The 12215-nt window shown below is 63.6% G+C and carries 11 protein-coding genes; 4 read left to right on the top strand and 7 right to left on the bottom strand.

All coding sequences use genetic code 11. The features are described 5' to 3' along the window. Nucleotides 1–151 precede the first annotated feature (151 nt). Nucleotides 152–835, top strand: coding sequence for a L,D-transpeptidase (locus Q7U29_RS07770; RefSeq protein WP_304740127.1), 684 nt, complete (start codon nucleotides 152–154; stop codon nucleotides 833–835). A 36-nt stretch (nucleotides 836–871) separates the two neighbouring features. Here Q7U29_RS07770 and Q7U29_RS07765 read toward each other — a convergent pair whose 3' ends face one another. Beyond that, on the bottom strand, nucleotides 872–2134 hold the full coding sequence (locus Q7U29_RS07765; RefSeq protein ID WP_304740125.1) for an extensin family protein: 1263 nt from the start codon (nucleotides 2132–2134) through the stop codon (nucleotides 872–874). Nucleotides 2135–2187: 53 nt separating this feature from the next. On the opposite strand from Q7U29_RS07765, the gene Q7U29_RS07760 reads away from it, so the two are divergent. Continuing rightward, complete coding sequence (locus Q7U29_RS07760) at nucleotides 2188–3816, top strand: fatty-acid--CoA ligase (protein WP_304740123.1); 1629 nt, start codon at nucleotides 2188–2190, stop codon at nucleotides 3814–3816. Nucleotides 3817–3868: 52 nt separating this feature from the next. On the opposite strand, the gene Q7U29_RS07755 is transcribed toward Q7U29_RS07760, so the two are convergent. Further along, the gene (locus tag Q7U29_RS07755; protein WP_304740121.1) at nucleotides 3869–4111 is read right to left on the bottom strand and encodes a hypothetical protein; all 243 of its coding nucleotides are present in this window, start codon (nucleotides 4109–4111) and stop codon (nucleotides 3869–3871) included. A gap of 91 nt (nucleotides 4112–4202) precedes the next feature. Between Q7U29_RS07755 and Q7U29_RS07750 the strand changes: the two genes are divergently transcribed. Both Q7U29_RS07750 and Q7U29_RS07745 read left to right on the top strand, forming a co-directional pair. Continuing rightward, on the top strand, nucleotides 4203–5102 hold the full coding sequence (locus Q7U29_RS07750; protein ID WP_304740119.1) for a LysR family transcriptional regulator: 900 nt from the start codon (nucleotides 4203–4205) through the stop codon (nucleotides 5100–5102). Between the two features lie 138 nt (nucleotides 5103–5240). Further along, nucleotides 5241–6092 (top strand): DUF1499 domain-containing protein, encoded by an 852-nt coding sequence (locus Q7U29_RS07745; protein ID WP_304740117.1) that lies wholly within the window; start codon nucleotides 5241–5243, stop codon nucleotides 6090–6092. A gap of 104 nt (nucleotides 6093–6196) precedes the next feature. On the opposite strand, the gene Q7U29_RS07740 is transcribed toward Q7U29_RS07745, so the two are convergent. The 5 genes from Q7U29_RS07740 to Q7U29_RS07720 form a co-directional block, all read right to left on the bottom strand. Next, complete coding sequence (locus Q7U29_RS07740; RefSeq protein WP_304740115.1) at nucleotides 6197–7114, bottom strand: MBL fold metallo-hydrolase; 918 nt, start codon at nucleotides 7112–7114, stop codon at nucleotides 6197–6199. Nucleotides 7115–7268: 154 nt separating this feature from the next. Continuing rightward, a complete protein-coding gene (locus Q7U29_RS07735) occupies nucleotides 7269–8483 on the bottom strand; it encodes an acyl-CoA dehydrogenase (protein ID WP_304740114.1) in 1215 nt (404 codons plus the stop codon). Between the two features lie 127 nt (nucleotides 8484–8610). Continuing rightward, complete coding sequence (ribB, locus tag Q7U29_RS07730; protein WP_304740112.1) at nucleotides 8611–9687, bottom strand: 3,4-dihydroxy-2-butanone-4-phosphate synthase; 1077 nt, start codon at nucleotides 9685–9687, stop codon at nucleotides 8611–8613. 232 nt (nucleotides 9688–9919) lie between these two features. Then, a complete protein-coding gene (locus Q7U29_RS27695) occupies nucleotides 9920–10423 on the bottom strand; it encodes an HU family DNA-binding protein (RefSeq protein WP_370691714.1) in 504 nt (167 codons plus the stop codon). Nucleotides 10424–10460: 37 nt separating this feature from the next. Then, nucleotides 10461–12176 carry a cation:proton antiporter gene (locus Q7U29_RS07720; RefSeq protein WP_304740111.1) on the bottom strand — a complete coding sequence of 572 codons (1716 nt, stop codon included), beginning with the start codon at nucleotides 12174–12176 and terminating at the stop codon, nucleotides 10461–10463. Nucleotides 12177–12215 lie beyond the last annotated feature (39 nt).

Here is a 12215-nt window from a genome sequence, read left to right as displayed (position 1 = left end):
AAAAGGTCACAGCCAACCTGCTGCGACGCGGGACGGGCATCTAAGCTCTGGAATTATTGGCGATTTCAACGATAATGCGATTAATGGAATCGTGGCGTTTCGGGCGCAGGGTTGGTGCGCGACCGCGAAGACTTTCGATTGGAACTGAACCATGTCGTCGCTGAAGGCAATGTTGGGAATGCTGGCCGCCGGCCTGATGCTGTCGGGCTGCATGCAGGCCACGACCTACCAGTCCGCCCCCGAGGCCACGCTCAAGCCGGCCGACAAGGCCCAGCTTGCCAAGGCGCGTTACGCCAAGGTGGCCGTGGCCGAACCGTTCCGCCGCGCCATCGTCGACTATCACCGCAAGGAAATGCCCGGCACCATCGTGGTCGATTCCGACAATCATTATCTCTATCTGGTGCAGGATGGCGGCAAGGCGATCCGCTACGGCGTCACCGTCGGCGAGGAAGCACTGGCGTTTTCCGGCATCGCGCGCATCGGCAACATGGCGGAATGGCCGAAATGGACGCCGACCGCCGACATCCACAAGCGCATCGAAGGCTTGCCCGCCTCGGTACCCGGCGGCGTCGACAATCCGCTCGGCGCTCGCGCGCTGTACCTTTACCAGGGCAACCGCGATACCCTGTTCCGGATCCACGGCACCAACCAGCCGGAATATATCGGCGCCTCGATTTCGTCAGGCTGCATCCGCATGACCAACGAGGACGTCATCGATCTCTACACCCGCGTCAAGCAGGGCACCGTCGTGGTCGTGCTCGACCCCAAGCAGGGCGACTCGCCGTACAATTCCAAGATGGCGCTGCAGGGCGGCGGCAACGCGATCATGCAATAGCCGGTCAGACCGGCTTCGCATCATCCGACAATCCAATCAAAAGCGCCGGTCTTGCCGGCGCTTTTTCGTTGGTTGCGCGGCGGCCGCTGCTTCCGGCTTCGCCGGTTTGGCCGCATCAAATTTACCCTGCCCCGACTTGCCTTGCCCGGACTTGGCCTGTTCGGATTTGGCCAGCTCGGACTTATCTTGCTCGGACTTATCTTGCTCTGACTTGCCTTGCTCTGACTTGCCTTGCTCAGATTTGCCTTGCTCAGATTTGCCTTGCTCGGCCGTGGCGGCGACTTCGCGCGGCGGGGCCTCCTCCGGCCGCTCGGCCGGCAGCAACGGGGCGATTTGCGGCAGCGGATCCCACACGTTCCACTGGCAGATCTTGTAGTTGTTTCGCCGCTCCACCAGATCGAGATGGATGTGGTCCTCGTGATACCAGTCCGAGCCCGGCCCCAGCACCGTCGGAAACCGCGCACACATCGAATGCAGCACGCTCTCGCGGGTCTCGCGCGGCACCGCGCGGTCGGTGAACGAGATCGAGCGGCCGTTGGCGAGCTTGATGCCGCGAATATCGAGCGCGTTGGCGCGGCCGTGCTCGGACAGCCTGGCGCCGACCACGCGGTTACGGCCGCGGCACTCGAAGGAATTGAAATTGTCGAGGTCGCTGATGGCGCTGCCGAGGCTCAAAGCCAGCGGCGCCATGTCGGTGCGGATCCAGTCGGCGATTGCGGTGGCCATGGCGCAGCGCAGGACGGCCGCCGGCTTCACCGAAACCCGTCGCTTGTCCGGCAGCACCACAGCCTCCAGCCGCACCAGGTCCTCGCCGCCGCAGCCGCCGGCGCCCTTGATGTCGGGGATGCTGGGGGCGATCGCGACCGCTTCCGTCAGCGTCAGCCGGCAGGCCGAGGGCGGCGGTGGCGCGGGAGGCGCCTGCTCGGCTGCCTTGTCGGTGCCGGCGGGGGCCGGCTTTTCCGGCTCGGGTCTGTCGGATTCCGCCCGATTGGGTTCTGGCCTGGACTCAGGCCTGGACCCGGGCCTGGACACGGCATTGGACTCAGCTTTGGGCGCCTCGGCCGGGCGCGGCTTCGGCAGCGGCACCGCCAGCACCGCCCGGTGCGGCTTCTTCGGCCGGCTCTCCCCGAACAAGTCGCTCCAGGGTCCCGGGGGCCATGCCCCCGCTTTCGCCGCTGCGGCGGGCCTTGATTGGGCGCAAAGACTCAGCAGGGCCACGGCGGTAACCATTGCCGCCGCGGTGCGGCGAAAGCCCCCACAAGCCCATTTCCGGCTTGCTTTCTCCGCGCTAAAGTTCATGGCAATTCCGAATAAGAGCGGCAGACGACAACACATTCTGGAGGAACGACCGTATGCTTGGATTGATGCAAGACTGGCCTTTGCTTTGTCACCGGATTATCGAGCACGCCGCGGAAGTCCATGGCACCCAGGAGGTCGTAACGCGATCGGTCGAAGGCCCCATCCACCGCACCAATTACCGGCAAATTCGCGACCGCGCGCTGAAAGTATCGCAGCGGCTCGACCGCGACGGCATCAAGCTCGGCGACCGCGTCGCCACCATCGCCTGGAACACCTGGCGCCATCTCGAAGCCTGGTACGGCATCATGGGCATCGGCGCGATCTGCCATACCGTCAATCCGAGACTGTTCCCCGAGCAGATCGCCTGGATCATCAATCATGCCGAAGACCGCGTGGTGATGACCGACCTCACCTTTATTCCGATTCTGGAGAAGATCGCCGACAAGCTTCCCACCGTGGAACGCTACATCGTCTTCACCGACAAGGCGCATATGCCGCAGACGACGCTGAAGAACGCGGTCGCCTATGAAGACTGGATCGCGGAAGTCGACGGCAATTTCAAGTGGAAGACCTTCGACGAAAACACCGCCGCCGCAATGTGCTACACCTCCGGCACCACGGGCGATCCCAAAGGCGTGTTGTATTCGCATCGCTCCAACGTGTTGCACGCGCTGATGGCCAACAACGGCGATTCGCTCGGCGCCAACGCTGCGGATACAATGCTGCCGGTAGTTCCATTGTTCCATGCCAACAGCTGGGGCATCGCCTTCTCGGCGCCCTCGATGGGCACCAAGCTGGTATTTCCCGGCGCCAAACTCGACGGCGCCTCGGTTTATGAGCTGCTCGACACCGAGAAAGTAACGCATACTGCCGGCGTGCCGACGGTATGGCTGATGCTGCTCAACCACATGGCCGCCAACAAACTGACACTGCCGCATCTGCGCATGGTGGTGTGCGGCGGCTCGGCGATGCCGCGCTCGATGATCCAGTCGTTCCTCGATCTGGGCGTCGCGGTTCGCCACGCCTGGGGCATGACCGAGATGAGCCCGATCGGCACGCTGGCCGCGCTGAAGCCGCCGTTCGCCGAACTGAAAGGCGAGGCCCGGCTCGATATCCTGCAGACCCAGGGCTATCCGCCGTTCGGCGTGCAGATGAAGATCACCGACGACGCCGGCAAGGACCTGCCGTGGGACGGCAAGACCTTCGGGCGCCTGAAAGTCAGCGGGCCCGCGGTGTCAAAGGCCTATTTCCGCCTCGATGCCGAGATCCTCGACGAGGACGGTTATTTCGACACCGGCGACGTCGCCACCATCGACGCCCACGGCTACATGCGGATCACCGACCGCTCCAAGGACGTGATCAAGTCCGGCGGCGAGTGGATTTCGTCGATCGACCTGGAAAACCTAGCGGTCGGGCATCCCGCGGTGGCGGAAGCCGCCGTGATCGGCGTCTATCACCCGAAATGGGACGAGCGTCCGCTCCTGATCATCCAGCTCAAGCAGGGCCAGAGCGCGACGCGCGAGGACATCCTGAAGTTCATGGACGGCAAGATTGCAAAGTGGTGGATGCCTGACGACGTCGCCTTCGTCGACGGCATTCCGCACACCGCAACCGGCAAGATCCTGAAAACCGCGCTGCGCGACCAGTTCAAGGCCTACAGTTTTCCAAACGCCGCAGCGTAAAGATCTTCACCTCTCCCCGCCCCGAACACCTGCGCGGGGAGAGGTGATTGGCTCATCTCGCAATATGCGCGTGATGCTTTCCCGAAGCCGGCGCGAGCCTTGCCCGGACGGCCGACCCCATCTCGCGCACCATGCGAACGGCTTCTCTGGCCGAGGCAGCAATGGCCGCCGCGCGTTCGCGGTGCGCCAGCTTTGCGTAAGCGGCGATATCGAAGCTGCCGTCCGGATGGCGCAAGCCGCCCTTAATGTCCTGCGCCCGCGGCGCGTGGCCGTTCGGATTTACCTGCCGGTTCATAGCGATTCTCCTTCATTGCGAAGGGAAACTATATTATGTACTTTCAACGCTATAATTAGCAATAATACACATTCATACGTGAATTGAATTCATGAGTGTCAACGCCGCCTCCGCCGAAATGAACGCGTTTGTGCGCGTGATCGAGCGCGGCAGCTTTGCCGCCGCGGCTGAAGATCTCGGGATCACGCCTTCCGCGCTGTCCAAGCTGGTGACCCGCATCGAGGACCGGCTGGGCGTCAGTCTGCTGACGCGGACGACGCGCCGGCTGGCTCTCACCGCTGAAGGCGAAGTTTTTGTCGCCCGGAGCCGGGACATCCTCGCATCCATCGAGGCTGCGGAGGCCGAGGTCACCGCGGCAAGCCGGCTGCCCCGCGGTCACCTCAGGGTCAGCGTCGGAACCGCCATCGCCAAACTCATCCTCTGTCCGGCCCTTCCGGTTTTTCTCAGCCGTTATCCCGACATCACCGTCGAACTGCATGTTTCCGACCACCAGGTCGATCTGGTTGCCGAACAGGTGGATGTCGCTATCCGCTCCGGCGCGCTCGGTGACTCCACCCTCGTGGCGCGCAAGATCACCGAAGCGAAACGTCTTATCTGCGCCAGTCCGCTCTACCTGCAGAAACACGGATCGCCGCGCGTGCCCGCCGATCTGCTGCAGCACAATTGCCTGACGCTGCCGGGACCCAGCTGGTCGCAATGGCCCTTCCACACCCATGAAGGCATCAACCGGCTCGCCGTATCCGGCTCATTCACCAGCGACAATGCCGACCTGCTGCTCGACATGGCGGTGGCCGGGCTCGGCATCGCGCGCCTGGCGGATTTCATGGTGGCACGCCCTTTGCGGGAGGGCACGCTGGTTCCGCTGCTGCTGGAAACCAGCATGCCGGAGTCGTTTGCGGTCCATACACTGACCGTCCCGGGCCGCCACCGCGCACCGCGCATCAAGGCCTTTGTCGACTTCGTGGCCGCGCAGTTCGACCATGCGCCATGACGAGGTTTTCACGGCTGTTTCGACTGTTTTTCGGGGACGGAACGCTTCCCACCCGGCCCAAAAATGCGCTAGGTCACCAGCGCGGGCGATCTGCCCGAACCAGGAACCGGCGCCCAAATCCATGATGGAAACTTAAGGATGGCCCGCAGGTTTTCCGCTCCCTATCAGTCGGAGCCCGTGTCCAGCCTCGCCACATGGGCGCGCAATCTCGCGGTGTTTTCGGTGGTCGCGGTGGTGGTTTCGATTGCCATCGTCCGCTTCGGGTTCCTCGAAGTCAAACCGGCGCTGGCGACGTTTTTCGGGGCGCTGGCCTGCGCGGTGCTTTCCATCCTGACGGGATTGGCCGCCTTCGTCGCGATCTGGCAGAACGGATCGCGCGGCATGGGCCGCATCCTGCTGGCGTTCATGATCAGCGCGGTCGTGCTGGCCTATCCCGCCTATCTCGGCCTGCAATACCGCAAGCTGCCGAAGATCCACGACATCACCACCGACCCGATCGATCCGCCGCGCTTCGAGGCGCTGGCACGCTTGCGCAGCGGCGACGGCGCCAACCCCGCGGTCTATGCCGGGCTCTATTCCGCCGAACAGCAGCGGCTGGCCTATCCCGATGTCGAAACCGTCGAACTCGAGGTCCCGGCGCTTCGGGCCTATGAGGTGACGCTCGCGTTGGTCAACAAGCGCAAATGGCGCGTGGTCGACGAGCGCCCGCCGCAGCCGCGCCGGGACGGCCGCATCGAGGCGATCGCGCAAACGCCGATCATGGGATTTCGCGAAGACGTCTCGATTCGCATCAAGCCGGACAGCGAAGGCTCGCGCGTCGATATCCGCTCCTCGTCGCGCTATTTCGAAAGCGACCTCGGCAGTAACGCCGCGCGCGTGACCAAACTGATCGAGGACATCAACACGGCCGCCGACCAGGCCAAGCCGGCGGTGAAAAAGCCGCAGGCGCCGGCCAAGGCGCAGGCGAAGACGGTGAAGAAGGAACGCTGACGTCGTTAACCGTCATTCCGGGGCATCGCGCAGCGATGAACCCGGAATCTCGTGCAACGATCTCGGGATTCCGGGTTCGTGCTTCGCACGCCCCGGAATGACAGCTACACCAACCTGTAATTTCCGCCGATCACGGGATCGCCATCGGTCGCGACCACGCCGCGGCCGGCCAGATCTTCCAGATGCGCCAGCACGGAATAGCCGGCGGCATTGGTCAGTCGCGGATCGATGCCGATATAGACCGCGCGCACGATGGTCGGGATATCCGCCTCGCCCTTGGCGAGCCGATGCAGGATCGAGGCTTCGCGCGCGTGGCGGTGCCTGGTCAGGAAACGCACATAGCGCTGGGCATCCGGGATTTCCGGGCCGTGACCGGAAAAATACAAATCCTCGTCGCGCGCCGCCAGGGTTTCCAGCGACGCCATGTAGTCGACCATCGATCCGTCCGGCGGCGCCACGATCGAGGTCGACCAGCCCATCACGTGATCGCCGACGAAATTGATCTTTCGCTCTCGCCAGGCAAACGCCAGATGATTGGCGGTGTGGCCCGGGGTCGCCACCGCTTCCAGCGCCCAGCCGGCGCCCTCGACGACGTCGCCGTGCTTTACTTCGATATCCGGCTTGAAGTCGCGGTCGGCGCCGGATTCCGGATTGTGCTTCTCGCTTTCGTGGCGCGGCCGCGAGGCGCGGTGCGGACCCTCGGCATAGACGGTGGCGCCGGTGGCGGCCTTGATCCTGGTGGTGTTGGGCGAGTGGTCGCGGTGGGTGTGGGTGACCAGGATATGCGTCACGGTCTCATTGCGCACCGCGTCGAGCAGCGCCGCCGCATGAGCTTCATCGTCCGGACCGGGGTCGATGATCGCGACCTTGCCGGTGCCCACGATGTAACTCACCGTGCCGGTAAAGGTGAACGGGCTCGGATTATTGCAGAGCACGCGCCTCACGCCGGGGCGGACTTCCTCGACCACCCCGGGTTTCAGGGGAAAGTCGCGGTTGAACGGGATGTCGTCGTTGTCGGCCATGGGGAGTGCCTGAGTGGTGCGCCGTGCTTCCCACCGAACCCTCATGCTGAGGAGGCCCGCAGGGCCGTCTCGAAGCATCGGGCAAGATCTGTCGCGCGGCCATCCTTCGAGACGCCCGCGAAGGCGCGGGCTCCTCAGGATGAGGTCCGAGTACTTACGAAAACGCCTGAATGCCGGTAATGGCGCGGCCCAAAATCAACGCGTGGACGTCGTGGGTGCCTTCATAGGTGTTGACGGTTTCCAGGTTCTGCGCGTGGCGCATCACGTGATACTCGATCTGGATGCCGTTGCCGCCGTGCATGTCACGGGCCATGCGCGCGATGTCGAGCGCCTTGCCGCAATTGTTGCGCTTGACGATCGAGATCATCTCCGGCGCCATCTTGCCTTCGTCCATCAACCGTCCCACCCGCAACGAGGCCTGCAGGCCGAGCGCGATGTCGGTCTGCATGTCTGCGAGCTTCTTCTGCACCAGCTGCGTCGCCGCCAGCGGGCGGTTGAACTGCTTGCGGTCGAGCGTGTATTGCCGCGCGCGCGCCATGCAGTCTTCCGCGGCGCCCATCGCGCCCCAGGAAATGCCGTAGCGGGCGCGATTGAGACAGCCGAACGGCCCTTTCAGGCCGGAGACGTTGGGCAGCAGGGCGCTCTCGGGAACTTCCACGCCTTCCATCACGATCTCGCCGGTCACCGAGGCGCGCAGGCTGAGCTTGCCGCCGATCTTCGGAGCCGACAGCCCCTTCATGCCCTTCTCGAGAATGAAGCCGCGGATCTGGTTGTTGTGTTCGGCCGACTTGGCCCACACCACGAACACGTCGGCGATCGGGGCGTTGGAAATCCACATCTTGGTACCGGTGAGCCGGTAGCCGTCCGAGGTCTTCTCGGCGCGGGTCTTCATGCCGCCGGGATCGGAGCCGGCATCCGGCTCGGTCAGGCCGAAGCAGCCGACCCACTCGCCGGTGGCGAGCTTGGGCAGGTATTTCTTGCGCTGGTTCTCGTCGCCATAGGCGTAGATCGGGTGCATCACCAGCGACGATTGCACCGAATTCATCGAGCGGTAGCCGGAGTCGACCCGCTCGATCTCGCGCGCCACCAGGCCGTAGGCGACGTAGCTCGCATTGGCGCAGCCATATTCCTCCGGCAGGGTAATGCCGATCAGGCCGAGCTCGCCCATCTCGTTGAAGATCTCGCGGTCGGTCTTCTCTTCGAGATAGGCCTTGGTGACGCGCGGCAACAGCTTGTCCTGCGCATAGGCGCGCGCGGTGTCGCGGATCATGCGCTCGTCTTCGGTGAGCTGCTCGTCGAGCATGAACGGATCGTCCCACTGGAACTCGACCGAAGCCGGCTTGTCCTTGGTCTGAGGGCGCACGCTCATGAGAATTCCTTTCGGTCCTTACGCATTTGGCGGACAAAATAGAGCGCTATGAGGCCAAGCGCAATTGGATTGGGTATCTACGTTGCGTCATTCCGGGGCACGCACAACCGATCCCGGAATCACAACCTTAGCCTTCAAGCTGCTCGTTGGAGAGAATCTCGATGCCGAAACCGGACAGTCCCTTGTAGTCGTGCACCGACGACGTCAGATGACGGATCGAGGTGACGCCGAGATCGCGCAGGATCTGCGCGCCGACGCCGACCTCGCGCCATTGCTTGTTGCGGTCGGCCTCGGCGGATTTGTCCTCCGGCAAGGGTGCTACCGGAACGCCGGCCGCGCCGTCGCGCAGGTAGATCAGCACGCCGCTGCCGTTCTTTTTGAAGTGCTCCAGCACCGCCTGCATGCGCTTGGGGCCCGTAAAAATGTCCTTGACGATATTGGGCTTGTGAAAGCGCGTCAGCACGTTCCTGCCGTCGCCGATGCCGTTGTAGACGAACGCGACATGCGCGATGGAATCGAACGGCGAGCGATAGGCGTAGCCCTGCAGCAGGCCGATCGGGCTTTCGGTGGTGAAGGTCGAGACCCGCTCGATCAGTTTCTCGCGCGCCTGGCGGTAGGCGATCATGTCTGCGATGGTGACGTGCTTGAGCTTGTGGGTGGCGGCGAATTTGGCCACCTGCTCGCCCTTCATCACGGTGCCGTCGTCGTTCATTAATTCCGAGATGACGCCGACCGGCGGCAGGCCGGAGAGCTTGCAGAGGTCGACCGCGGCCTCGGTATGGCCGGAGCGCAGCAGCACGCCGCCGTCGCGCGCGATCAGCGGGAAAATATGGCCGGGCCGGGCGAAATCATTGGCGCCGGCGTTGGGATTGGCCAGCGCGCGACAGCAGGAGGCGCGTTCCTCGGCCGAAATCCCGGTGCCGTTGTCCGGCTTGTAGTCGATCGACACCGTGAAGGCGGTGGTGTGGTTGGACTCGTTGTGCGCCACCATCGGATCGAGCCGCAGCCGGCGGGCGTCTTCGGTGGTGATCGGCGCGCAGACGATGCCGGAGGTGTGGCGGATGATGAACGCCATCTTTTCGGAGGTGCACAGCGACGCCGCCACGATCAGGTCGCCCTCGCCTTCGCGGTCGTCGTCGTCGGTGACGACGACGAGTTCGCCATTGGCAAAAGCCTGCAGAACTTCCTGGATCGGATCGGCCATTTTCACGCGTCTCGCTTTGGTGCCGGGCAGCATTAGCCGGACTTGATCAGCGGGACTTGATTAGCGGGACTTGGGACCCCGCGCCAGTATCATTACGCAGGGCAGAACGGCGCCGGAGGGGCAGCGCGGACCATCCTCCGGCGGCGCACCGGGCCGCGATGGCGCAGGAAAGCTGGTCGTAAGCGCCGGATTTCTTACCCTCCCCTGGAGGGGGAAAAAGATTGCGGCTCGTTCAAACCGCGTCTTTGGCAACCTTCAGCGGCGACGCCTTGACGGACTTGCTGGCGGGCTTGGCGGCGAATTGCATCGGCTCTTTGGTGAAGGGATTGATGCCGCTGCGGGCCTCGGTCGCGGGCTTGTTCACGACCGACATCTTGGCGAAACCGGGAATCACGAACTCACCGGATTCATTCAGCTCCTTGTAGCCGACGACGGCCATCTGCTCGATGACGGCCTTGACGTCTCCCTTGGAAACCTGCGTGCCCCCCGCAATTGCATCGATCAACTGATTCTTGGTCATCTTGGCCATTGTAGATTCCTTTGTGTGGAGGGGGGCGGAACGGATTTGAAGCGCGCGGGCTACGCTTGGGTAACTCGGTCCGGAACGCGGTAAAAACCACGCAGCGCGCTTCTCGTTCATGCCTGCGGTGATGAAGTTGTCAGGCTTAAAACCCATCGACGCCCAAAACGCAAGGTGCAACTGGGCATAAGTTCCGCATCCCATATCCCGGGCCACGGCGTCAGCGTGGCACTCCCGCAGGCGGAGAGAGGGATTACGGCAACACTTCCTTGCGTTCGGCGAGTAGCGCGTCCAGCTCGGCGCGCTTGTCGTCCAACAGGCCGGCGGCGACGGCCTCGATCACGGTGTAGAGTTCCTGGGCGTCGCTGATCCGGGGCACCGTGACATAATCCGCGCCGGCCGCGTACAGATCGGCGACGTCGGCCAACAGGTCGGCGGTGGCGACGATCTTGGCGGTCGGATTGAGCGTGCGGACGTGGCGGACCAGCTTTTCGTTATCGGCGCCTTTCAATAGCGAATCCGGCACACTCAGGATGATGAGCTCGGCCTTGCCGACGCCGGCATGCACCAGCGTGTCGACGTTGCTGATATCGCCATAGATCACGTGCAGGCCACGATCCGCCAGGGTGCGGAACACATTCGGATTGAAATCGATCACGGTGAGCTGATCGAGAAACACCGGATTGCGCCGCTCGATCGCGCTCAGCAGTGCGCTGGCCGCACGGAAGAAACCGAGGATCACCACTCGCCGCGCCTCGCCGTGGCCTTCCTCGTGGCCGGCATCATGCGCATGGCCGTGATCGAGATCGCGGATCCCGATCCGCTTCAGGGGACTGATCGCTGCCCGCGTAATCTGGTCGCTGCGCATGATCGCGAACGTGCTCAGCACCGCCAGGATCACGAAGGCGAACGACACCGCGCTGGCAGTCTGGGTATGGATGTGCCCGGCGACGACGCCTGTCTGAATCACGACCAGCGAGAATTCGCTGATCTGGGCGAGATTGATCGCCGGCAGCAGGCTGGCGCGCAGACCCTGCTTCATCAAGTAAAGCGGCGTGAACGTCGTCGCCACGCGGCTGATTACCGTGAAGGCTGCGATGACCAGCGCGAGCCAGATCACCCCCATGCTCGGGATCGGGATCGTCATGCCGAGTGCGACAAAGAACAGCGTGATGAAGAAATCGCGCAGCGTGGTGACCTTGGCGGTGACATCGAGCGCATAGGGGAATGTCGACAGCGACACCCCGGCCACCAGCGATCCCATCTCGCGCGACAAATGCAGCCGCTCGGCGATCTCGCCGATCAGGAAGCACCACGCCAACGCGCCGAGCAGGATCAGTTCGGGACGGCGCGCGATCTGGTGAAACAGTCTTGGCAGGACGTAGCGGCTCAGCACCATCGCGGTCGCCACCAGCACGCCGACCCGGCCGACCGAGAGCAGGATCACGCTGACCTGGAGGTTGGCGAGGCTCGGCTGCACCGCCAGAAACAGGATGGCGAAGATGTCCTGCAGCACCAGCACGCCGAGCGTGATGCGGCCGGGCAGCGTGTCGAGCTCGCGCTTCTCGTACAACACCTTGACGATGATGACGGTGGAGGAGAGCGCGCAGGCGATGGTGAGATATACCGTGTCGAAGCCGCCGAGGCCGATGCCCATGAAAAACACGACGCCGAGCACACAGGCGCCGACCAGCTGGCCGCCGGCGGCAAACAGGATCACCCGGCCGGCCCGCACGATCTTCTTCAGGTCGATTTCCAGCCCGATCATGAACAGCATGAAGATCAGGCCGAGCTCGGAAATGACGCTGATCGATTCCTGCGACTTGACCCAGCCCATGCCGAATGGACCAATGACGAACCCGGCGATAAGGTAGGCGAGGATCAGCGGCTGGCGGAAAAAATGGGCCAGAAGGCCGATGCCCCAGGCGAACAGGATGCAAAAAGTGATATCGCGAATAAGTTCGTGCATAAATCCGGCCTTCTCCTCGCCGCAACCTAAAGGCCGGGG

This window comes from Bradyrhizobium sp., from assembly GCF_030654605.1.
In the GTDB taxonomy this organism is placed as follows: domain Bacteria; phylum Pseudomonadota; class Alphaproteobacteria; order Rhizobiales; family Xanthobacteraceae; genus Bradyrhizobium.
This window is presented reverse-complemented; position numbering and strand designations above follow the sequence as displayed.

Coding starts and splice junctions, on each gene's coding strand:
- Q7U29_RS07760 (WP_304740123.1), top strand. CDS start 2,188: ATGCTTGGATTGATGCAAGACTGGCCTTTGCTTTGTCACCGGATTATC.
- Q7U29_RS07765 (WP_304740125.1), bottom strand. CDS start 2,134: ATGAACTTTAGCGCGGAGAAAGCAAGCCGGAAATGGGCTTGTGGGGGC.
- Q7U29_RS07735 (WP_304740114.1), bottom strand. CDS start 8,483: ATGAGCGTGCGCCCTCAGACCAAGGACAAGCCGGCTTCGGTCGAGTTC.
- Q7U29_RS07720 (WP_304740111.1), bottom strand. CDS start 12,176: ATGCACGAACTTATTCGCGATATCACTTTTTGCATCCTGTTCGCCTGG.
- Q7U29_RS07750 (WP_304740119.1), top strand. CDS start 4,203: ATGAGTGTCAACGCCGCCTCCGCCGAAATGAACGCGTTTGTGCGCGTG.
- Q7U29_RS07755 (WP_304740121.1), bottom strand. CDS start 4,111: ATGAACCGGCAGGTAAATCCGAACGGCCACGCGCCGCGGGCGCAGGAC.
- ribB (WP_304740112.1), bottom strand. CDS start 9,687: ATGGCCGATCCGATCCAGGAAGTTCTGCAGGCTTTTGCCAATGGCGAA.
- Q7U29_RS07740 (WP_304740115.1), bottom strand. CDS start 7,114: ATGGCCGACAACGACGACATCCCGTTCAACCGCGACTTTCCCCTGAAA.
- Q7U29_RS07770 (WP_304740127.1), top strand. CDS start 152: ATGTCGTCGCTGAAGGCAATGTTGGGAATGCTGGCCGCCGGCCTGATG.
- Q7U29_RS07745 (WP_304740117.1), top strand. CDS start 5,241: ATGGCCCGCAGGTTTTCCGCTCCCTATCAGTCGGAGCCCGTGTCCAGC.